Source organism: Microbacterium wangchenii (assembly GCF_004564355.1).
Classification (GTDB): Bacteria; Actinomycetota; Actinomycetes; order Actinomycetales; family Microbacteriaceae; genus Microbacterium; species Microbacterium wangchenii.
Window position 1 is genome coordinate 3,807,029 of the sequence record NZ_CP038266.1, and the last position, 21,251, is coordinate 3,828,279.

The window sequence follows — 21,251 nt, forward strand, 5'->3', positions numbered from 1 at the left end:
TCGGTGCACTCTCGCGGGCCTGATGCACTTTCGTGACGGGGGCACGTGAAACGACGGATGCCGCGGACCACAACGGGTCCGCGGCATCCGGGTGCGACCGACGGGCGGACGCTGCACGCGTTACTTCGCGGCGACCACCTGGAGGGTGATCACAGCGGTGACGTCGTCACGCAGGCGGATCGTCGCCTCGTGCTCACCGACCGCCTTGATGGGCGAGGTGATGTGGATCTTGCGCTTGTCCAGGTCTCCGAAGCCGGCGGCCTTGACCGCGTCGGCGACGTCGCCGGTCTTGACGGATCCGAACAGGCGCCCTTCGGCACCCGCCTTCACCGACAGCTTGACCTTGTTGGACTCGAGCGTGTTCTTGAGCGACACGGCCTCTTCGTGGTCGTGGATCGCGCGGGATTCGCGGGCGGCGCGGATGGACGCCACCTGCTTCTCCCCGCCACGGGTCCACGCCACCGCGAAGCCCTGGGGGATGAGGTAGTTGCGGGCGTACCCGTTCTTGACCTCGATCACGTCACCGGCGCTTCCGAGCCCGGCGACCTCATTCGTGAGAATCAGCTTTGCCATGCGGGTGCCCCTTAACGGCCGGCGCCGGCGTAGGGCAGGAGCGCCATTTCGCGCGCGTTCTTGATCGCACGGGCGATCAGACGCTGCTCCTGCACCGAGACACCGGTGATACGACGGGCGCGGATCTTCCCGCGCTCCGAGATGAACTTGCGGAGGGTCGGGACGTCCTTGTAATCAATGACGCCGACGCGGGTGGGCTTCGCCGGAGCGGTGGGCTTGCCACCCTTCCGCGGCTTGCGGCGGTCGCCGCTTGACTTTCCAGCCATCTTTCCTTCTTTCGTATGAAGCGCGGATGCTGCGGCTCAGGGCTCGCGGCATCCAGCGTGAATCAGAACGGGGTGTCGTCCCCGTAGTTGCCGGGCGCGGACCACGCGTCTGCACCGCCGCTGGCACCGCCGCCGGCGGAACCGGGCGTGGACCACGGCTCATCCGCGGCGACCTGCTGCTGACGCGGCTGGCCACCGCCGCCGCCACCACCGGAGCTGGCCGCGCGCGTCACCTGAGCGGTGGCGTAACGCAGCGAGGGGCCGATCTCGTCGACCTCCAGCTCGATGGAGGTGCGGTTCTGGCCTTCGCGGTCCTGGTAGGAACGCTGCTTCAGGCGACCTGTCGCGATGACCCGCGCGCCCTTGGTGAGCGAACCGGCCACGTGCTCCGCGAAGTCACGCCACACGGATGCGCGCAGGAACAGCGCCTCGCCGTCCTTCCACTCGTTCGCCTGACGGTCGAACGTGCGGGGGGTGGATGCGATGGTGAAGTTCGCCACCGGCAGCCCGTTCTGCGTGTAGCGCAGCTCGGGGTCGGCCGTGAGGTTGCCCACGACGGTGATGACGGTTTCGCCGGCCATCAGGCGTCCTTCTGGGCCGTCCGGGTCTCGGCGGCCGCCGCCTTGCGGGCAGCCTTGGCCTCCTTGCGCTGCGCCTCGGAGGCGACGAGCGCGATGGCCTCTTCGGCACGGAGGACCTTGGTGCGCATGATCTGCTCGTTCAGCTTGAGCTGACGGTCGAGTTCCTGCGTGGCCTCGCTGCTCGCGGTGAAGTTCACGACGGCGTAGATGCCTTCGGTCTTCTTCTTGATCTCGTACGCGAGACGGCGGCGGCCCCAGATGTCGACGTTGTCGATGGTGCCTCCGTCGGTCGTGATGACCTTGAGGAAACCGTCGAGCTTCGGAGCGACCTGGCGCTCGTCGACCTCGGGGTCGAAGATGACCATGAGTTCGTACTGGTGCGTCACTAACCCACCTCCTTCGGACTAGAACGGCTGCCGGGCATTTCCCGTCAGCAGGAGGGTGTGTGCATGTCGTCCGGGGTGAGACGCGCACAGGCGTCGCCGGACAACCTTCACAGTGTATCGGATGGCACCGCCCCTCGCACATCGCCGGCCCCGCCCCATCCGCGAGACACCACATCGCGTCCGAGACACCACGCGACGCGGTATGTCTCGGACGGAATGTGGTGTCTCACCCGGGGCTTGCTCGATAACGTAGGCGCATGCCGTGGACCGCCGACGTCGCCGCCCGTGTCGCCCCACTGCCGGGGCGCCGTCGGGGAAGCCGCGGATGACCGCGCCGGCGCCGGTCGCGTTCGACGCGCGGCCGCTGACCGATCCGGTCGACCGCGCCGCGGCGAAGGCGTTCGTCCGCGAGCTCCGCGCGCAGGGCAAGGCGCCCGGCTGGATGGCGGGATCCGGGGGCGCGGTGATCGCCGTGGCCGTCGTGCTCGGCATCATCGTTCTGGGCATGTCCGGCACGGTGTTCACGGCGCTGCTGGCCGTGCTCGCGAGCGGTGGAGGCTTCGTCTCGCTGTTCACCTTCGCCCCGTTCCTCATCATCGGGGGCGCCATCGCCGTGGTCATCGTGGCCCTTGTCCGCGGTGGCGGAGGAGGCGAGCGCTGGTACCGGCTGGACCGCTTCGCGCGCACGAACGGCATGAGCTTCCTCCCCACCGTCGCGAAGCCACCCCTGCCGGGGCTGATCTTCCAGCGCGGCAGCTCCCGGGCGTCCAGCGACATCGTCCGCGGGATGCAGCCGCGCTTCGTGGAGTTCGCGAACTATCGCTACACCACCGGGTCGGGCAAGAACCGCACCACCCACCGGTGGGGATACGTCGCGGTGAAACTCGATGTGCCGCTGCCGCACATCGTGCTGGACGCCGTCGGCAACAACGGCCTGTTCGGCGTCTCCAACCTTCCCGCGGCATTCGACCGCGACCAGCGCCTGAGCCTCGAGGGTGATTTCGACCGATTCTTCTCGCTCTACTGCCCGCCCGATTACGAACGCGACGCGCTGTACCTGTTCACGCCCGACATCATGGCGCGCTTCATCGACAACGCCGCCGCCCTGGACGTCGAGATCGTCGACGACTGGCTGTTCCTGTACGCCAAGCGCGACCTTTCGACGCTCGATCCGGCGACGTGGGCGTGGCTGTTCTCGGTGGTCGCCGCCCTGCTCGACAAGTTCGCGCAGTGGGCCCGCTGGCGCGACGACCGGCTGGCATCCGGCCCCTCTGTCGACACGGCGGCGGTGGCCGCGGGCGCCGCCCCCTCCTCCGCTCCGATGATCACGCCGCCCCCGGCGGGAGTCGCCCCCGGCGGCCAGCGCCTGAAGACCCGGACCTCGGTGGTCACGGTCGTCGTCGTGATCGTCATGGTGGTGGTGTGGTCGATGCCCACGATCCTCGGCCTCTTCCACTGACCGCCGCCCCCTCGTCCGGCAACGGCCGGGGCACCCTCAGGATGCGGGGGGAAGCAGACGCGCAGCGAGCGCCTCGACGACGGCGTCGGTGGGCGTGGCGGGATCGATCGGCGTGGTCAGCCGGTCCAGGAGGAGGCCGTCGATCGCATAGTGGAACAGCGCGATCTCCTCACGGCCGCCGGGCAGCCGCGCGCCGGTGTTGAATGCGACGTCGCCGTCGAATCCCGTCCGCAGCCACGTCCCGATCGCCTCGGCCACCTCCGGTCGCCGAGCAGATTCCAGCCGCAGCTCGAACAGCGCCAGCGTCACGTCGCGCTGGGTGCTGAGCCGCCGGACGATGTCGCGGAGGTACTCGGCGAACAGGTCCTTCGTCGGCGCCCGCTCCGACAACTCCGCGTGCACGAGCGGGTCGGGTGCGAGCCGCTCCCCGATGCGGGCGACGAGCGCATCCAGGAGCAGCGCACGGCTGCGGAAGTAGTTCGACGTCGTCCCGGCCGGCACGCCGGCTTCGGCATCCACGGCGCGATGCGTGAGTCCTCGCGCACCCTCCCGCGCGAGCACGGAGATGCCCGCGTCGGCGAGCGAGGCACGGCGGGACGGATTGCGGGCCATGCCCACACCCTAGCCAAATCACAACAGTTGTTGTAGTTTCGCTACCACTACTTCTGTCGTGGTAAAGGAGCAATCGTGCGTGAACTGACGTACTACGTCGCCGTGACACTGGACGGGCGCATCGCCGGCCCGGACGGCGAGTTCGACGCCATCCCCGTCACCGGCGACCACATCGACATGGTGTTCCGCGATTGGCGCGACACCGTGCCACGGGTGGGGCTGGAGGCCGTCGGACTCGAAGCCGACGGCCGGCGCTTCGACGCGGTCGTGATGGGTTGGGAGACCTACGCCGCGGGCCTGGCAGCGACGGATGATCCCTACCCGCACCTGGACCAGTACGTCTTCAGCCGCCGCCACCTGGATGCCGACGTGCCCGCGGGCATCACGCTGACCGACGAAGACCCGGTCGCGCTGGTGCGGCGCCTGAAGGCCGGCGAGGGCGTGGGGATCTGGCTGTGCGGAGGCGGTGTTCTCGCCGGTGCCCTCATCGAGGAGATCGACCGCCTCGTGCTGAAGGTGAATCCGCTCGTGTTCGGTGCGGGGCTTCCGCTGTTCTCGGGGGTCTATGACCCTCGGTCGTTCGTGCTGGAGCGCTCGACGCCGTACGCCTCCGGTGTGATCGTCAACGAGTACCGGCGCGCCTGACCCGGCGGATCAGCTGCGCGCGGCCCACCACTCCCGCAGCCGCCGTTCGGCCTCCTCCTCGCCGAGGGGGCCTTCGTCCAGGCGCAGCTCGAGCAGGAAGCGGTACGCCTCGCCGACCTCGCGCCCGGGGCGGATGCCGAGGATCTCCTGGATGCGGTTGCCGTCGAGGTCGGGACGCACCGAGTCCAGCTCCTCCTGCTCGCGCAGCGCGGCGATGCGGGACTCGATGTCGTCGTAGGCGCCGGCCAGCCGAGCGGCCTTGCGCTTGTTCCGGGTCGTGACGTCGGCGCGCGTGAGGATGTGCAGCCGCTCCAGCTGCTCACCGGCGTCGCGGACGTACCGGCGCACCGCCGAATCGGTCCACGCCCCCTCGGCATAGCCGAAGAACCGCAGGTGCAGCTCGATGAGGGTCGCGACCGAGCCGATCGTGTCGGAGTCGAACCGCAGCGCCTGCAGGCGCTTACGCGCCATCCGCGAGCCCTTGATGTCGTGGTGGTGGAAGGTCACGCCACCGCCGGGCTCGAGCCGTCGCGTGGCCGGCTTGCCGATGTCGTGCAGGAGGGCTGCCAGCCGCAGTGGCACGTCGGGGGCGGCCCCCGGGTGCCGCGCGTGCTCGAGCTCGATGGCCTGACGCAACACGGTCAGCGAGTGCTCGTAGACGTCCTTGTGGTGATGGTGTTCGTCCACCTCGAGGCGCAGGGCGGGCACCTCCGGCAGGAAGCGTTCCATGAGCCCGGTGTCCACGAGGATCCGGATGCCCCGCACGGGATCGTCGGTGGTGAGGGTGCGCACCAGTTCTGCCTGGATGCGCTCGGCGCTGACGATCGAGAGCGTGTCGCCGAGCTCCGCCATCGCGGTGAGGGTGGCCGGATCGACCTGGAAGCCGAGCTGTGACGCGAACCGCGCCGCCCGCAGCATCCGCAGCGGGTCGTCGCCGAAGCTCACGGCCGGATCGATGGGGGTGCGCAGGCGACCGGCGATGAGGTCCTCCACGCCACCGGTGGGGTCGACGAGCGTCTTGCCGGGCACGCGCAGGGCCATGGCGTTGACGGTGAAGTCGCGGCGCGAGAGGTCTTCCTCGAGCGTCTCGCCGAAGGCGACGGTGGGTTTGCGCGTGATCCCGTCGTAGCTGTCGGCGCGGTACGTCGTGATCTCCACCTGCTCGCCCGACACGCGCGCGCCGATCGTGCCGAAATCGCGCCCGACGTCCCACCGTGCGGAGGAGATCGGCGTGACGATGCGCAGGATCTCGTCGGGGCGGGCGTCGGTGGTGAAGTCGAGATCGTGGGTCTCGCGTCCGAGCAGCGCGTCGCGCACGGGCCCGCCCACGACGGCCAGTTCGTGCCCGGCGTCGGCGAAGGCGCGGCCCAGTCGGGCGACGACGGCGGAGTCGGCGAGCGCATCCAGGCGCGCGACACCCTCGGCCATGTTCAGCATGCGTCGAGCCTAACCGCGGCCCGGGGCCGGGTCAGTCGGCGAAGCGGAGGAAGCCCGTGAACGTCAGTTCGCGCACGCGGGGGAGGAGGTCTGCGCGCAGCGCCGCCGCATCCACCTCCAGCAGCTGGGCGATCGCGTCGACGAGGGCGCCCACGGCGAGGTCGCCGTCGCTTGCTCCCACGAGCGCGGCCAGCGCCGGATCCACGGCCAGCGCCCGCCCGAATCCGCCGCCCTGGCGCAGCTCGATCACCGTGGGGGCCTCTTCACCGGGGCGGTGATGCCGCGCCTCCGTGACATCCGGGGCGACGACGAACCGGGATGCCGCGAGCTCGGCGTCGTCCAGCCGCGTGAGCCGGTCGTGCGCAGCGAGGGCGGCGGCCAGGTGGGCGCCGGGCGCGGCCGCCACGGTGCCGGGCACGCGCTCGAACCGGACGAGGGTGGGGCCGCCCTGGAGGGGCCGGCGCAGGAGCACGTATCCGAACCCGACGCCGGTGACCCCGCGTGCGGCGAAGTCGTCCAGCCACGCGTCGATGAGGTCGGCGAACTCCGGGGTCCCCGCCGCCGTGCCGCCGTCGCGCACCCACAGCTCGGCGTACGCGAGGGGGTCGAGCCGCTCCCGCTCGATCACCCACGCATCCAGCGGCACCGCCGCCTCGGCCACCCACGCCCGCACGCGGTCGAGTCCGTCCTCATCGGCGCTGCTCTCCCAGTTCCCGAGCAGCTGGGCGACGCCGCCGGGGGCCAAGTGGGCGCCGGCGTCGCGGATCACGTCGGCCACGAGCGCGTCGCCGACGCGCCCGCCGTCTCGGTACTCGTAGGCGGGCACGCCGGCACGCCGCGGCGTGATGACGAACGGCGGGTTCGAGGCGATCCGGTCGAATCGCTCTCCGGCGACGGGGTCGAACAGGCTCCCCGCGCGCGTCTCGATGCCGTCCACGCCGTTGAGGAGGGCGTTCAGCCGCGTGAACGCCAGGGCCCGCTCCGACACGTCGGTGGCCACGACGCGCGAGACGCTCCGCCGCATCCGCAGGGCCTGGATGCCGCAGCCGGTGCCGAGGTCCAACCCCGTCTCCGCCGCATCCGGCACCTGCAGCCCGGCGAGGGTGAGGGATGCTCCGCCCACGCCGAGCACGTGGTCCTCCGGCAGGGCGCCGCCGCCGCGGGCCGCCTCGTCGAGGTCGCTCGCGATCCACCACTCGCCCTCTCCGGCGTCGTCGGCGAACGACTGCGGCCGGACCATGGCCGCGGCTCGCACCGTGTCGCCGGAGATCTCGGCCAGACCGAGGCGGGTCAGGCCCTCCGCGCCGGTGGCCGGGAGGGCGGCGTCCACCGCCGCCCGCGGCTGAGCGACTCCGAGGCCCAGGAGCCGTGCGAGCACCGCCAGCGCGTCGGTGCGGTCACGGAGCGCGCGCAGGGCGGGTCGGCGCAGGCCACGCGCGATCGCCTCGTCCGCCGGCGCGGTCCACGCCGAGCGCAGGCCGTCGGAGGTGTATCCGGCGGCACGCAGATCGGCGGCGAGGGCCGCGGCGAGAGCGGGTTCGGGGTGCGGCAGCATCCGTCCATTCAATCGTCCCGCGAGGCGCACGGGGGTCTCGGAGGCGCCGCCCGTAGAATCGCTGCGGTGCGGTCGCCCTCTTGCCCGCGCCGGAGCCACATGACCGACACCACATCCGCCCCGGCCCGCACGCCGCGTTCCCGCCCGCTGCGGCGCCTTCGCGCCGCCGGGCGCGCCGCGCTGGTGGTCGCCGCTCTGGTGGCGCCGATGCTGGCCGTTCCCGCGCACGCGACGCCGACACCGACTCCGTCGGGGCCCGAGCTGTCGGGCGAGGCCGACCTCACCCTGTCACCCGTGGGCAACGGCATCGTGCGCCCCGGGGACCAGCTGGCCGTGTCGGCGACCATCGCCAACGGCACCGAGGCGACCGTGCCGGCGACGACGGTGACCCTCGAGCTCGGCACCGAGCCGATCCCCGACCGGAGCGGTCTGGCCTCGTGGCTCGCCGACACGGAGCCGGCGGCGCTCCCCCCCGTTGCCGAGGCGCCCCTGGCGGCGGTGGTCTCGGGCGCCGACGCCACATCGGCCATCGTGGTGCCGCCGGACGTGCCGGCCCTCGCCGAGCGGGGCGCGGGGGTGTATCCGCTGCGTGCCACCGCCGTCGTGGCGGGTCAGACGATCGCCGCCACGAGCGTGTTCATCGTTCCCGACGACGCGGTGACCGCGTCGGTGGGCGTCGTGGTGCCCATCACCGCCCCGCCCGGCAGCGCCGGTCTGCTCGGCGTCGACGACCTCGCCGAGCTCACGGCACCCGACGGCGAGCTCACGGCGCAACTGGATGCGGTGGAGGGGACCAGCGCGATCCTCGCCGTCGATCCCGCCCTGCCGGCCGCGATCCGGGCGCGCGGAACCGCAGCGCCGGAGAGCGCCATCGAGTGGCTCGCGCGCCTGGAGGCGCTGCCGCTGACCCGCTTCGCGCTGCAGTTCGGCGACGCCGATCTGGCCACGCAGGTGCACGCGAGCCTTCCGACGCCCCTTCAGCCGACCTCGCTGGTGTCGTACCTGTCCCCCGAGGTGCTGGCGGATCCGCCGACCCAGACACCCCCCGCCACCCCCGACCCGACGGCGTCCCCCTCCCCGACAGCGTCCCCCTCCCCGACAGAGCCGGCGGACGACCCGGAGGGCACAGATCCGCTGCCCGATCTCGCACAGCTGACGGCCATCGGCAATCCGACGCAGGCGGGCGTCTTCTGGCCGGCGACCGGCTCCGCCGGCGGCGACGTGGTCGCAGCGCTCGGCGCGACCACGGTGGAGGGGGCTCCCCCCCTCACCCTCGTCCCTTCGGACACGACCTCCGCGGGCAGCGGGAACCGCACCGTGCGCGCCCGCGCCACGGCCGCGGGTGCGCAGCTGCTCGTATACGACTCGGAGATCTCGGCGGCGCTGCACCACGCGGCCGGCGAGACCGACACGCCCCGCCGTGCCGCGTCGCTGACCGAGGCCACCGCGTACCTGGCGTTCGCGGCGCGCGAGAGCGGCGGGCAGCCGATCCTCGTCACCGTCGATCGCGGCACCGACCGTGAGCGCGTCGGGTTGCGCACCGCGCTGAACGCCGCGGCGCTCGCCCCCGGCGTGACCCCGGCGGAGATGCCGGTGCTCACCGCCGCCGAACCGGTCGACGTCGGCGTCGGCGACATCCCCGCCGACGCACCCCGCGTGGCCGAGCTCACGCAGCTGCTCGGCGACGAGGCCCAGATCGCGAGCTTCGCCACGATCCTGACGGACCCGGCGCTGCTCACCGGGCGCCAGCGCGCGGAGATCCTGCAGCTCCTGGCGGTGGCATGGCGGGCGGAGCCGGAGGCGGCCACCGCCGCGCTGACGGGACACCGCGAACAGACACGGGAAACCCTCGATGCCGTGGGCATCCTGCCCTCCAGCACGCTCAACCTCATCAGCTACGACGCGAACTTCGGCCCGTGGGTGCGCAACGACCTCCCCTACGAGGCGAACCTGGTCCTCATGGCTCAGCCCAACGACCCGCGCCTCGTCGTCACCGACCGCACCGAAGTCGTCGCCGCCGCCGCCCAGAACACGCGCGTGACCATCCCGGTGCAGGCCCGCATCGGCAACGGCAAGGTGACCCTGACGATGCAGCTGTACAGCCCGACGGGTGTGCCGATCGGCACGGTGCAGAGCGCCGAGGTCGAAGTGCGCGCCGAATGGGAGACCATCGGGCTCGTGATCCTCGTGAGCCTCATGGTGCTGTTCGTGGGACTGGGGATCTTCCGCACGGTGCGGCGCCGCCGCGCCCGCGCGCGCGAGCAGGCCGAAGCCTCGCTCGAACCGGAGGTCCGCACCGACGATCCCGGCCCGGAGGTCATCCCGTGAGCAGTCTCGGCCGCGCGAGCCTGCTCATCGGCGCCGGCACCGTCGTCTCCCGGCTCACCGGCTTCCTGCGAGCGATCGTCCTCGTCTCCGCGGTCGGCGCCACCACCGGCGCCGGCAACGCGTTCGCGACCGCCAACCAGCTGCCGAACAACATCTACGCGATCATCTCCACGGGCCTCCTCAGCGCCGTGGTCGTTCCCCAGATCGTCAAGGCCGCCGCGCACGACGACGGCGGCCGCGCGTTCGTGTCGAAGCTGTTCACCCTGGGCACCGTCGCACTCCTTGCCGTCACCGTCCTCGCCACCGCCGCCGCCCCTCTTCTCGTGCAGCTCTACGCCCCCGGATTCCCCCCGGAGCAGCAGGCGCTGGCGACCGCGTTCGCGTACTGGTGCCTGCCGCAGATCCTTTTCTACGGTCTGTACGCGCTCGTGGGCGAGGCACTCAACGCGCGCGGCGTCTACGGCCCGTTCACGTGGGCGCCCATCGTCAACAACATCGTCTCGATCGCCGGCTTCGGCGGGTTCATCCTGCTGTTCGGCTCCATCTCCGCCGTCGATTCCTGGACACCCGAGATGATCGCCGTGCTGGCCGGCACGGCGACGCTCGGAATCGTCATCCAGGCGGGCATCCTGTTCGCGTTCTGGCGCCGCACCGGGCTGCGCGTGCGCCCGGACTTCCGGTGGCGGGGCGTGGGGCTCGACCAGATCGGGCGGCTCGCCGGGTGGACGTTCCTCATGGTGCTCGTCGGCCAGCTCGCCGGTCTGGTGCAGTCGCGCGTGCTCTCCGACGCCGCCGAGGACTTCCCGGGCGTCATGGTGTCCCAGAACGCGTGGCTGCTGTTCATGCTCCCCTACTCGATCATCGTGCTCTCGATCGGCACTCCCTTCTTCACCCGTCTCAGTCAGCACGCCGCGGCCGGCCGCGACGACGACGTGCGCGCCGACATCGTCCGCAGCATCCGCATCCTTGGACTCTTCGTCGTGGCCGCCACCGCCGCCCTCGCCGTGGCAGCGGTGCCCGCCTCCCGGATCTTCACCGGCAGCACGGAGGAAGCCGTCGCCGCCGCCGGCGTCCTGCTGTGCTTCCTGGTGTGCCTCATCCCCCTCGCCGTGCTGTTCGTCGTGCAGCGCACGTTCTACGCCTACGACGACACCCGCACGCCCTTCTTCTTCACCCTCCTGCAGGCGGCCCTCGTCGCCGGGACGGCCCTGGGCGCACAGGCTGCCCTGAACGCCGGCGTTCTGGGCATCGAACACCTCGCCGCCGCGATCGCCCTGGGCCAGGCACTGTCCAGCACCGTGCAGGTCGTCGTGGCCACCGTGCTGCTGCGCCGGCGCCTCGGCGACATCGGCGTGCGGACGTGGCTCACCGCGTTGGGTCGCTTCGTCCTGGCCGCCCTGCCGGCCGCTGCGGCGGGATGGGGCGTCTTCCTCCTGCTCGGCGGCGTCGGGGGATGGACCACCGCCGACAAGTTCCTCGGCGCGCTGGGGGCGGGCATCATCGGCTCCGTCGTGCTCGTCGTGTACGTCGGCGTCCTCGCGCTCCTGCGGGCGCCGGAGCTGACCCCCGCGGCCGGGATGCTACGCCGTTTTCTGCCACGCGGATGACCCCCGAGCCCCGGAATACCCCGGGGCTACGATGGGTTGACACTCGAGGAAACACACGAAGGGGGCGACGCACGTGCGTCACGTCATCATCATCGGATCCGGCCCCGCAGGCTACACCGCGGCCATCTACGCCGCTCGGGCCAACCTCGAGCCGCTCGTGGTCGCCAGCTCCGTCGAGGCCGGTGGTGAACTCATGAACACCACCGACGTGGAGAACTTCCCCGGCTTCCCCGAGGGCATCCAGGGGCCCGACCTCATGACCCGCATGCAGGAGCAAGCCGAGCGCTTCGGCGCCGAGGTGGTCTACGACGACGTCGTCTCACTCGACCTCAAGGGCGACGTCAAGACCGTCACGCTGGGCAGCGGGGCGGTGCACACCGCCGCATCCGTCATCTACGCCACGGGCTCGGCGTATCGCAAGCTCGGCCTTGCGGGCGAGGAGCGCCTCTCCGGCAGAGGCGTGTCGTGGTGTGCGACGTGCGACGGCTTCTTCTTCCGTGACCGTACGATCGCCGTCGTCGGCGGCGGCGACTCCGCGATGGAGGAGGCGACCTTCCTGACGAAGTTCGCGTCGAAGGTCTACATCATCCACCGCAAGGACACCCTCCGCGCCTCGAAGATCATGCAGGAGCGCGCGATGAGCAACGACAAGATCGAGTTCATCTGGAACTCCGAGGTCGCCGACATCCTCGGTGAGGATGCGGTCAACGGCGTGGTGCTGCGCTCCACCGTCGACGGATCCACGCGCCAGCTGCCGCTGGACGGCCTGTTCGTCGCGATCGGAAACGACCCTCGCACGCACCTCGTGCACGGCATCCTCGAGCTGACCCCCGAGGGGACGATCTGGGTCGACGGCCGCTCCTCGCGCACCTCGGTACCCGGCGTCTTCGCCGCCGGAGATGTCATCGACCCCACTTACCGGCAGGCCATCACCGCCGCCGGCACCGGCACGGTGGCAGCCCTCGACGTCGAGCACTACCTCGCGGCGCGGGGCCAGGCGGGCCAGCCCGAGGTGACCGAAGACCAGATCGAAGGCCTCCCCGGCGCCGAAGCCGCCTGAGGAACAATCACGCGCGCCGGCGCGTTACCGCTAAGACAAGCTTCCCGAAAAGGAGATCAAGATGAGCGCTAAGGCAACGACCTCCGCGTCCTTCGAGCAGGACGTGCTGAACGCCGAAGGTCCCGTGCTGGTGGATTTCTGGGCCGAGTGGTGCGGTCCGTGCCGCATGGTGTCCCCCATCCTGGACGAGATCCAGGCCGAGAACCCCGAGAAGATCACCGTTCTCAAGCTCAACGTGGATGAGAACCCCGACCTGGCCATGAAGTACCAGATCACGTCGATCCCGGCGATGAAGGTCTTCCAGGGTGGCGAGGTCAAGACGACCATCATCGGCGCCAAGCCGAAGTTCGCCCTCGAGAAGGACCTCGCGCAGTACATCGGCTGAGCAGCATCCTTCGACGAACCCCCGGCGCCGCACGGCGACCGGGGGTTCTCCGTGTCGGGAGGCTCAGGATGCGTCGGAGTGAACTGACCGACCGGGGAGGCGAGGAGGAAGACTCTCACCGCGCTCACGCGCCGGTCAGCGGCGCGCACCACCTGCGCTGATGTCGATCTCGCCGTCGTACGCCGCCCACACGAGCCACCCCCCCGGGCCGATGGCCCGCGCCTCTGCGAGGACGTCGGCCGGGACGTCGGTCGTCTCGGCGAGGTCCGCCTCCCAGCGCTGACGCAGGTCCTCTCGCGCCGCCGTCCCGTCCGGCTGTGTGCGGGCCAGCGTCGCCGCGTACTCGAGCAGCCGCTTCGTCTCACGGCGCCATTCGGGGTCTCCGCGCCAGTTGACGCCCGCGGCGAGCTTCGCGCGCGCGCCCGCACGCCGCGCCCGCAGGGCGACGACGATGAGGAGCGCGAGCTGTGCGAATGTGAAGACGAACCAGAGCTGCAGCTGCGCCGCAGAGTAGGCGGTTCCCCCGGACGTCCCGACCACGGTCCGGTACCCGATGACGACGACCAGCGCGCCCGCGGCGATCACAGACATCACCGATGCCGACCCCGAACTGTCCCGCGCCGGTGGCCGCAGCAGCGCGGCAGCGCCGAGGGCGACGATCGCGAGGATCGAGGACGTCAGCATGAGCGGCACCGCTTCGGTCTGATCGAGACGGACACCCCGCAACGGCGCGTACATCATCGCCGCCGAGACGACGACCGCCGCAATGCCGACCCCCGCCAGCCATATCCACACGTCCGGGCTCGGCACGGGCGTAGCAGCCTGCTGCTGCGGCTTCTCGGCGTCGACCGCGGCGACGGCGACCCGCTTCGCACGCTCACGGGCGAGCGAGGACGTCGAGGTCAGCAGGCCGGTCATCGACGGATCCGCGGCGATGACCGCGCGCGCCCGCGCAGCCAGGCGCGCGATCGTCGCGTCGTCCCCAGGCAGCCGGAGGGGCGGTTTCCTCTTCACGTTCGACAGCGCCATGTCACGGAAGGGGATCCGGCCACTGGATGTGTGCGGCACGAGCCTAGATGCCCTGGGTCGAGGCGTTCACCGAGGCGTCCCACCGCCGGTGGGACTCGTCCTCTCCGAGCAGGCGCCATACCGCGCGCGTGAGCGGTGGGTAATCGATGGCGATCTGACGCAGGACCCGGTAGTGACGTGCGCGAGTGGGACGGACCCCACCGTTCTCCGTGATGTTCTCGGCCCTCAGGATGAGCACGACGAGTTCATCGACCGTAGGGAGGTCCTCCATGAAGTCCCACGGGTCTTCACCGCCCATGAGACGCTCGTGCACCAGCACCGACAATTCGTCGGCCGCCTCCGCGCGCAACAACTCCAGGCTCGCTCTGCGGCGCGGGGAGTGGTCGTGAGATGCCATGCATCCAGCGTACGACCGCCCGCCGTCACATCGACCGCCGCGGCCGAACCGGGGACAATCCAGGTTCATGCCTCCTCAGGCATGAACGATCGCCTCAGCCGCCGAATCCGTCCTCGCCCAGCTCCGCCAGGATCCGGTTGAGGTCCTGAATGGTCGCGAAATCGATCACGACCTGGCCTTTCTTGGCCGAGAGAGACACGCGGACGCGTGTGTTCAGTCGGTCGCCAAGGCGCTCCGCCACCTCCTCAAGGTGACCGCGCCGGGTACCCGGCTTGGGTGCCGTGCGGCGCACGCCGGCGTCCGTGCTCTTCGCCGCCGCCTCGGCGGCACGCACCGAGAGATCCTCGTTCACGATCTTGTCGGCGAGCTTGCGCATCGAGGCCTCGTCCTCGAGCGACAGGATCGCACGCGCATGGCCGGCGCTGAGAACGCCGGCGGCGACGCGCTGCTGAACCGGTACAGGCAGGCGCAGGAGCCGGATCGTGTTGCTGATCTGCGGTCGCGACCGCCCGATCCGGGACGCGAGCTCTTCCTGTGTGATTCCGAAATCCTCGAGCAGCTGCTGGTACGCGGAGGCCTCTTCCAGCGGGTTCAGCTGCGACCGATGCAGGTTCTCCAGCAGCGCGTCGCGAAGCAGGTGCTCGTCGGCGGTGTCGCGGACGACGGCGGGGATCGACGTCAGGCCCGCATCCCGCGCGGCGCGGGTACGACGCTCACCCATGATGAGCTCATATCGCCCCTCCCCCACGTCGCGCACGACGATGGGCTGCAGGACCCCGAACTCGCGAACACTGTGGACCAGCTCGGCGAGGTCATCGGCATCGAAGTGGGTACGGGGCTGGCGGGGGTTGGGGACGACCGAATGCGGGTCGATGTGGAGCAGGCGCGCCCCGGGAACGGCAACCAGGTCGCTCTGCTGCTCCGCCTTCTCCGCTGCCGCACGCTCGGCCGCCGCGTCGGCCGATGCACTCTCCGCCGCGCCGGGGAAGAAGACGTCGACCGGCCGCGCCTCCGACAGTTCCGTCGTCGGGATCAGCGCGCCGATCCCCCGTCCCAGTCCAGTCCGCTTCGCCATCAGGATTCCTTCTCTTTCGTGCCACGTTGAATGATCTCCACCGCTGCCTCACGGTAGGCGACTGCACCGGCGGATTGCCCGTCGTAGGCGATCACCGTCTGTCCGAAGCTGGGAGCCTCCGACACGCGCACCGAGCGCGGGATCACCGTCCGGAGGACCTCCTCGGGGAAATGCGAGCGCACCTCTTCCGCCACCTGCTGCGCCAGGCGCGTGCGCCCGTCATACATCGTCAGCATGATGGTCGACACGTGGAGGCCGGTGTTGAGGTGGCGCTGGATCATCCGGACGCTTCCTAGCAGCTGGCTGAGGCCTTCGAGCGCGTAGTACTCGCACTGGATCGGGATGAGCACCTCGGATGCTGCGGTGAAGGCGTTGATCGTGAGCAGACCCAGCGATGGTGGGCAGTCGATGATCACGAAATCCATGCGGTGCTCATCGGAGGCGAGGTAATCGTCGAGCGCCGTGCGCAGGCGGTGCTCGCGCGCGACCTGGGAGACCAGCTCGATCTCTGCACCGGCGAGGTGGATCGTGCTCGGCGCGCAGAAGAGATTGTCGGACTCCGGGCTCTTCTGCACGATGTCGGCGAGCGGGAACTCGTCAATGAGTACGTCGTAGACACTCGGGGTGTCGGCCGTGTGCGGAACGCCGAGTGCGGTGGAGGCGTTGCCCTGCGGGTCGAGGTCGATCACCAGCACGCGGGCACCGACGCCGGCCAGCGCCGCCGCCAGGTTGACTGCGGTCGTGGTCTTTCCCACGCCGCCCTTCTGGTTCGACACGGTGAAGACACGGGTGCGCGTCGGCATTTCGACCGCCACTTCTTCCAGAGCTCGTCGCCGGGCGGAGAGATCCGCCAACTCACGGGCGATCGGAGAGTCGAACGTGATGCCGGACCCGGAGTCGTCGGATTGTTTCACGTGAAACGCTCTCCCTTGCCGGTCGGATCCAGACGCTCCAGTCTACCCGCGGCGAGTGACACCCCCCGACGGCAGGCTGACGCGCGCGGATCCCGGCCGCGGATGTTTCACGTGAAACTTTCGGGCGCCAGCGGTGCGCCAACACCCGCGCGCGTCGCGCAGAACTCAGGCGAAACGGTGGTTTCGCCCCGGTCTTCGGCGCCAGCAGCTGGATTCGCCCGAGTTCTGGACCGGCGGCCTGACGAACTCACCTCCCGCCGAAGCGCCGTGTCGCGCCGCCCGCACTCCGAACCCATCGACACGGCGGCCCCGCGTGCCTCACGACCGACGTCATCGCCTCAGTTGTCCCCACGGTCGGCAGTGGAGCAGAACTCAGGCGCGATCCACCCCCCGGCGGCTTGATCCCGCGCCCGGGACCGGATCTCCTGCACGGCGACAGGAAGGCCGCGCGTGCGTCACCACCCCCGACGCATCCGTGCTTGTCGGTTGTCGGTTCGACGGCTATTCGCCGTCGGTCGTCGGGCGGTCGGTTGGCGCAGTTGCTTAGACCGTGCAGAACTCGGGCGAATGCGGGAGATTCCGGCGTCATCGGAAATTAGACGGCATCATCGCGTGAGTTCAGAGGGGCGGGCTCGGATGGCGGCTCCCACCACAGACCGCGGCTGGTCGCGCAGCGGGCGACGGCTGCGCCGAATCAGACCGTCTTTCGGGGTCAGTGCTCCCACGAGGCATCCCGCCCGGCGCGGTCCTCGTCACCGTACTCGACACTCCGCAGCAGGCTGCGAACGCTGTTCACGACCCGTCTCCGAGCAGAGTTCAGACCCGATCGGGTGTGCGCCGCCGCACTGGTCACCCTCAGCCTGAATCGCCTGAGTTCTGCGCGAGCGACCGAGTGTTGCCGCGGGCTCTGATGAAGTGTCCGACCCTCCCTGGCGCCGTAGCGCAACACAGCTGCAATCCATGCGGCGCACTCCGGAGCTGATGTTTCACGTGAAACCGCAGGCCTCGCGCCGTAGAAGGATGGGGTGTTGGGGCGCACACGGCTCACACGCCGGCGGAGCCTAACGTCCCACCGCTCGGAACTCAGGTCGAATCGACTCTCCGCGACTGGCGTCGCCCCCGACAAGGCGAATCGCCTGAGTTCTGCGTGAGGCACCGGGTTGCAGCGCTCACGCGTGAAGCATCCGACGCGCAACGGGCCGAGAACCAACGCAGCCGCAATGCATCCGCGGGACACCCCGGTGGCCGATGTTTCACGTGAAACGCCTAGCCCCCGGTAGGCAAATGAGACGAACTGCGTGGCGATGAGACGCACCGCGGCCCAGGCGCGCGGATTCGATCGCCGAGGTCACAACCGTCCGCGATGTTTCACGTGAAACGGACAGCGGCTGCGTCCGCGGTCACGGCCCGAACCTGGCAGGCAACTCAGGCCTGCGATCGCGTGCCGAAAGTCGCAATTGGAAGTACGCGAAGTGGGCTACGCCCGGACGCGCGCACGGACCACGCGTGTCGGTTCGTCGAGGAGGCCGGCGCCCACGGTTTCCACCCGCACGTCCGTCAGGCGATACGCACGGATCTGCTTGGCGGCCGCGTCGATCTCCTTCTGCGCACTGGCGCCTTTCAGGAGGATAAGTTCGCCACCATCGCGCACCAGCGGCGCGGTGAAGGGGATCAGGGTGCGCAGCGCGCTGACGGCGCGAGCGGTGACGGCGTCGAGGGATCCCGCCCCGGCCCAATCCTCGCCGCGCGAGCGCACGACCTCCACGTTGTCGAGCCCGAGGGCCTCGACCTGCTCCGTGAGCCACGCAGTACGGCGCTCCATCGGCTCGATCAGGACCCATGACACGTCCGGGCGCGCAATGGCGAGGACGAGGCCAGGGAGACCGGCGCCCGACCCGACGTCGCCAACGCGGCCGGAGAACAGCGGAGCGACGATCGCACTGTTGAGCACATGGCGTGACCAGATCCGCGCCGGTTCGAGCGGCCCGATGAGCCCCCGTTCCTCACCGTGGCGCGCAAGCGCCTCGGTGAATCTCCGGGCCAGGTCGATCCGTTCGCCGAACAGCGTCGCAGCGGCTGCCGGTTCGGGCTCGATCTCGTTCATCGATGTTTCACGTGAAACGGTCAAGCGCGACGCAGCACGGTGTGGCGGTCCGCGCCTTCGCCGTAGGACTCCGAGGCGAGGCCGCGGTCGGCGGCGATGTCGTGAATGAGCTTCCGCTCGTAGCTCGACATCGGCGGAAGGGATGCCTGCGATGCGCCGGTGTCAAGGCGCTCGACGGCACGGTCCACGAGCTCCTCCAGCTCACGCTGCCGCGTCTCGCGCGAGCCGGCGATGTCGAGGATGAGGCGGGAGAACCGTCCCGTGCGGTTCTGCACCGCCAGGCGTGTCAGCTCCTGCAGCGCCTGCACCGTGTCGGGATCCGAGATCCGCGACAGGGAATCGGATGCATCGGCCTCGACCGACACGTAGGCGCGACCCCCGCGGACCTCGAGCGCCAGGTCGCCGTCGATGTCGGCGATGTCGAGAAGCTCTTCGAGGTAGTCCGCCGCGACGTCGGATTCCTGCTCGAGCTGCTCGTCGCTCACGTCGACCGCAGCGGCGGGGGCGACGTCGGTGGATTCGGAGGTCATGATCGTCCTTCGTGCGTCAGGAGGTGGTGGGGGAGTCGGGAGACGAAGAGCCGTCCGCTGGCTTGGGCGCACCTCCGCTAGAGGGGCGCTTCTGTCCCTGCGCGCCCGGTCCGGGCTGCTTCGGCGCGGGCTGCTTCGGTCCCTGCTGCTTGGGCGCCTGCTTCTTGGCGCGCTGCTTACCGACGGGCTGCTGGCGCTTGGGGGCGGCGGCACGCGCGCGCTCCGCCTCCTCGAGAAGGCGCTGCTGCTCAGCTTGGTACTTCTCCATGGAGACGACCTTGCCGCTGGAATCGATCGCCTTGCCCTTGCGTGCGAGGCGCTCTTCGCGGGCCTTCGCCGCCTCGGAGCCGGGGGTGGGCATCTCGCGGATGACGATGAACTGCTGGACCATCGTCCACAGGTTGCTGACGAACCAGTAGATGACGACGCCGAGCGGGAAGAACACACCCGAGAAGATGAAGGCCAGCGGCAGGATGTACAGCATGATCCGCTGCATCTGGTAGGCCTGGCCGGTCTTGGCCTCGGGGGAGAGGTTCTTGGAGATGATCTGCAGCTGCGTGAAGAACTGCGACGCGATCATGAGGACCACGAGGATGACCAGGATCGTGATCGCGACCCCGTTGCTCGTCTCGACCGCGTTGATGAGCGTCTCGTGGAGAGAGGCCACGCCGAAGAGCTTGGCGTCGTAGAACTCCTGGGTGAGTTCGTTGTTGAGCAGACCCACGCCGCTGAACGTCGGATCCTTGGCGATCTTCTGGACGTCGTTGAGCACGCTGAACAGGGCAAAGAAGATGGGCATCTGCACGAGGAGCGGCAGACAGCTCGACACCGGTGTCGTGCCGTGCTTCTTGTACAGCGCCATGGTCTCGCGACTCATCGCCTCACGCGAGAGCTGATCCTTCTTGCCGCGATACTTCTCCTGAACTTTTCGCAGTTCAGGGGCGATTTCCATCATCTTCCGCTGGCTCTTGATCTGCCGTACGAAGAGCGGGATCAGCGCCGAGCGCAGGACGATCACCAGGCCGATGATCGACAGCACCCACGTGATGCCATCCGCCGGCGGAAGGCCGACGAGCGTGAAGAGTGCATGCCACCCGACGAGCACGAGTTCCACGACCCATTTGAGTGGCCAGAGGATGATTCCGATGAGATCCATTACGGATCAGTCCTTTCCAGGGGGCACGACGAAACCGTGCGGGGTGAGGTCGTAGCGGAAGGCGCGATGTGGTTTCACATCGTCGATGCCGCCCTGAGCCCAGGGGTGGCATCGCGCCAGGCGCGCCGCGGCCAGCGCCGCGCCCTTGACGAGTCCGTGCTGCTGGACGGCCCCGACCGCATACGCCGAGCAAGAGGGATAGTACTTGCACACATCCCCGTACAGATGGGAGATCGTTGCGCGATAGCCGTGAAGCAGCGCGAGTCCGGTGTTGCGCGGAACCAGCGGCAGCGAGCGAATCAGACCGGAGGCGGTGAGGCTGCCCGAGCCGATGAAGGCGGTGGGAAGGGTCGCGACGCTCATGCCGCCGCCCTCCGCTGCAGGCACCGGGTGACCTCGTCGCGCAGCGATGCGAAATCGGCGGTCGCCGCGCTGGGCAGTGCGCGGATCACGACGTCCACGTCGGGGCGAATCGTCGGGAGGACCTCGGCGCACACCGCCTTCAGCCGCCGGCGCACGGTGTTCCGCACGACGGCGGAGCCGACCTGCCGGTTCACGATGAAACCGAACCGAGCCACCGCGGGATCACCGGCACGACCCACGTAGGTGACCGTGTGCGCTCCTGCGCAGCGGTTACCTCGCCGGACGGTGGCCTTGTAATCCGATCCGCGGGTGAGTCGGTTCGGTTTCGCGAGCACTGGGGCAGGTCAGGCGGACAGCTCGGTGCGCCCCTTGGCGCGACGAGCGGAGAGGATGCCGCGACCGGCGCGCGTGCGCATACGCGCGCGGAAGCCGTGCTTCTTGGCGCGACGACGGTTGTTCGGCTGGAACGTACGCTTGCTCATGAGGTCACTCCGGAGGTGGTGTTCCCCGGGAGCTCATACCGGGGATGATGCGGATCGGGACTGCCGTGTAGGCATAAGTCAACCGACTAAGGCTACGTCGGGACGGGGCATAACTCAAACCGGGGGATCCGCGGGCGCACATTATCCCCAACCCGACCGCGCATCCTCGGGGGGACACGCGGGGCGGATTTCCGCAGAGGGTTTGCTCTCCGAACGGTCCCTGACTAGCGTGTCTCCGTCAGTTATCCACAGGCTCGATGTGCCGTTTCGGCGCGATTCGTCGCCATCGACCACCCTCGGGGGAGCC

General features: G+C 69.9%; 23 protein-coding genes. 6 read left to right on the forward strand and 17 right to left on the reverse strand.

The annotated features are described in order from the left end of the window. Positions 1 to 120: 120 nt before the first annotated feature. The 4 genes from rplI to rpsF all read right to left on the reverse strand — a co-directional run bounded on the left by rplI (position 121) and on the right by rpsF (position 1,806). A complete protein-coding gene (gene rplI, locus E4K62_RS18465; protein WP_135070578.1) occupies positions 121 to 573 on the reverse strand; it encodes a 50S ribosomal protein L9 in 453 nt (150 codons plus the stop codon). A gap of 11 nt (positions 574 to 584) precedes the next feature. Then, complete coding sequence (gene rpsR, locus E4K62_RS18470) at positions 585 to 839, reverse strand: 30S ribosomal protein S18 (RefSeq protein WP_135070581.1); 255 nt, start codon at positions 837 to 839, stop codon at positions 585 to 587. 62 nt (positions 840 to 901) lie between these two features. After that, entirely contained in the window at positions 902 to 1,420 is a 519-nt protein-coding gene (locus E4K62_RS18475) for a single-stranded DNA-binding protein (protein WP_135070584.1), read from the reverse strand. Further along, positions 1,420 to 1,806, reverse strand: coding sequence for a 30S ribosomal protein S6 (rpsF, locus tag E4K62_RS18480; RefSeq protein ID WP_135070587.1), 387 nt, complete (start codon positions 1,804 to 1,806; stop codon positions 1,420 to 1,422). The genes E4K62_RS18475 and rpsF overlap by 1 nt, the downstream gene beginning before the upstream one ends. A gap of 325 nt (positions 1,807 to 2,131) precedes the next feature. Here rpsF and E4K62_RS18485 point away from each other — a divergent pair, with 325 nt between their 5' ends. Next, the gene (locus tag E4K62_RS18485; RefSeq protein ID WP_135070590.1) at positions 2,132 to 3,265 is read left to right on the forward strand and encodes a hypothetical protein; all 1,134 of its coding nucleotides are present in this window, start codon (positions 2,132 to 2,134) and stop codon (positions 3,263 to 3,265) included. A 36-nt stretch (positions 3,266 to 3,301) separates the two neighbouring features. On the opposite strand, the gene E4K62_RS18490 is transcribed toward E4K62_RS18485, so the two are convergent. Next, positions 3,302 to 3,877, reverse strand: a complete 576-nt coding sequence (locus E4K62_RS18490) for a TetR/AcrR family transcriptional regulator (protein WP_135070593.1) — start codon at positions 3,875 to 3,877, stop codon at positions 3,302 to 3,304. A gap of 75 nt (positions 3,878 to 3,952) precedes the next feature. Here E4K62_RS18490 and E4K62_RS18495 point away from each other — a divergent pair, with 75 nt between their 5' ends. Then, complete coding sequence (locus tag E4K62_RS18495; protein ID WP_135070596.1) at positions 3,953 to 4,522, forward strand: dihydrofolate reductase family protein; 570 nt, start codon at positions 3,953 to 3,955, stop codon at positions 4,520 to 4,522. 9 nt (positions 4,523 to 4,531) lie between these two features. Here the strand turns inward: E4K62_RS18495 and E4K62_RS18500 are convergent, their stop codons facing one another. Both E4K62_RS18500 and E4K62_RS18505 read right to left on the reverse strand, forming a co-directional pair. Next, complete coding sequence (locus E4K62_RS18500; protein WP_135070599.1) at positions 4,532 to 5,959, reverse strand: CCA tRNA nucleotidyltransferase; 1,428 nt, start codon at positions 5,957 to 5,959, stop codon at positions 4,532 to 4,534. 31 nt (positions 5,960 to 5,990) lie between these two features. Continuing rightward, the gene (locus E4K62_RS18505) at positions 5,991 to 7,514 is read right to left on the reverse strand and encodes a DUF7059 domain-containing protein (protein WP_135070602.1); all 1,524 of its coding nucleotides are present in this window, start codon (positions 7,512 to 7,514) and stop codon (positions 5,991 to 5,993) included. A gap of 99 nt (positions 7,515 to 7,613) precedes the next feature. Here E4K62_RS18505 and E4K62_RS18510 point away from each other — a divergent pair, with 99 nt between their 5' ends. The 4 genes from E4K62_RS18510 to trxA all read left to right on the forward strand — a co-directional run bounded on the left by E4K62_RS18510 (position 7,614) and on the right by trxA (position 12,894). Next, positions 7,614 to 9,842, forward strand: coding sequence for a DUF6049 family protein (locus E4K62_RS18510; RefSeq protein ID WP_135070605.1), 2,229 nt, complete (start codon positions 7,614 to 7,616; stop codon positions 9,840 to 9,842). Then, positions 9,839 to 11,449 (forward strand): murein biosynthesis integral membrane protein MurJ, encoded by a 1,611-nt coding sequence (murJ, locus tag E4K62_RS18515; protein WP_135070608.1) that lies wholly within the window; start codon positions 9,839 to 9,841, stop codon positions 11,447 to 11,449. Before E4K62_RS18510 ends, murJ begins: the two co-directional genes overlap by 4 nt. Positions 11,450 to 11,522: 73 nt before the next feature. Then, positions 11,523 to 12,509 (forward strand): thioredoxin-disulfide reductase, encoded by a 987-nt coding sequence (gene trxB, locus E4K62_RS18520; RefSeq protein WP_135070611.1) that lies wholly within the window; start codon positions 11,523 to 11,525, stop codon positions 12,507 to 12,509. Positions 12,510 to 12,570: 61 nt separating this feature from the next. Beyond that, complete coding sequence (trxA, locus tag E4K62_RS18525) at positions 12,571 to 12,894, forward strand: thioredoxin (RefSeq protein ID WP_135070614.1); 324 nt, start codon at positions 12,571 to 12,573, stop codon at positions 12,892 to 12,894. 135 nt (positions 12,895 to 13,029) lie between these two features. Here the strand turns inward: trxA and E4K62_RS18530 are convergent, their stop codons facing one another. The 10 genes from E4K62_RS18530 to rpmH all read right to left on the reverse strand — a co-directional run bounded on the left by E4K62_RS18530 (position 13,030) and on the right by rpmH (position 20,944). Then, entirely contained in the window at positions 13,030 to 13,923 is an 894-nt protein-coding gene (locus E4K62_RS18530; protein ID WP_135070619.1) for a hypothetical protein, read from the reverse strand. 43 nt (positions 13,924 to 13,966) lie between these two features. Then, on the reverse strand, positions 13,967 to 14,320 hold the full coding sequence (locus E4K62_RS18535) for a tryptophan synthase subunit alpha (RefSeq protein WP_135070622.1): 354 nt from the start codon (positions 14,318 to 14,320) through the stop codon (positions 13,967 to 13,969). Between the two features lie 94 nt (positions 14,321 to 14,414). Beyond that, positions 14,415 to 15,395, reverse strand: coding sequence for a ParB/RepB/Spo0J family partition protein (locus E4K62_RS18540; protein WP_135070625.1), 981 nt, complete (start codon positions 15,393 to 15,395; stop codon positions 14,415 to 14,417). Beyond that, positions 15,395 to 16,198, reverse strand: a complete 804-nt coding sequence (locus tag E4K62_RS18545; protein WP_187270429.1) for a ParA family protein — start codon at positions 16,196 to 16,198, stop codon at positions 15,395 to 15,397. Before E4K62_RS18545 ends, E4K62_RS18540 begins: the two co-directional genes overlap by 1 nt. Before the next feature lie 1,588 nt (positions 16,199 to 17,786). Further along, complete coding sequence (gene rsmG / locus E4K62_RS18550; RefSeq protein ID WP_135070631.1) at positions 17,787 to 18,413, reverse strand: 16S rRNA (guanine(527)-N(7))-methyltransferase RsmG; 627 nt, start codon at positions 18,411 to 18,413, stop codon at positions 17,787 to 17,789. A 20-nt stretch (positions 18,414 to 18,433) separates the two neighbouring features. Then, positions 18,434 to 18,943: a Jag family protein gene (locus tag E4K62_RS18555; protein WP_135070634.1), complete on the reverse strand. Its 510-nt coding sequence runs from the start codon at positions 18,941 to 18,943 to the stop codon at positions 18,434 to 18,436. 16 nt (positions 18,944 to 18,959) lie between these two features. Further along, on the reverse strand, positions 18,960 to 20,099 hold the full coding sequence (gene yidC, locus E4K62_RS18560) for a membrane protein insertase YidC (RefSeq protein ID WP_135070637.1): 1,140 nt from the start codon (positions 20,097 to 20,099) through the stop codon (positions 18,960 to 18,962). A gap of 6 nt (positions 20,100 to 20,105) precedes the next feature. Next, the gene (gene yidD, locus E4K62_RS18565; RefSeq protein WP_135070640.1) at positions 20,106 to 20,462 is read right to left on the reverse strand and encodes a membrane protein insertion efficiency factor YidD; all 357 of its coding nucleotides are present in this window, start codon (positions 20,460 to 20,462) and stop codon (positions 20,106 to 20,108) included. Beyond that, the gene (gene rnpA, locus E4K62_RS18570) at positions 20,459 to 20,797 is read right to left on the reverse strand and encodes a ribonuclease P protein component (RefSeq protein ID WP_135070643.1); all 339 of its coding nucleotides are present in this window, start codon (positions 20,795 to 20,797) and stop codon (positions 20,459 to 20,461) included. The genes yidD and rnpA overlap by 4 nt, the downstream gene beginning before the upstream one ends. Before the next feature lie 9 nt (positions 20,798 to 20,806). Then, positions 20,807 to 20,944 (reverse strand): 50S ribosomal protein L34, encoded by a 138-nt coding sequence (gene rpmH, locus E4K62_RS18575; protein ID WP_055952712.1) that lies wholly within the window; start codon positions 20,942 to 20,944, stop codon positions 20,807 to 20,809. Between the last annotated feature and the right edge of the window lie 307 nt (positions 20,945 to 21,251).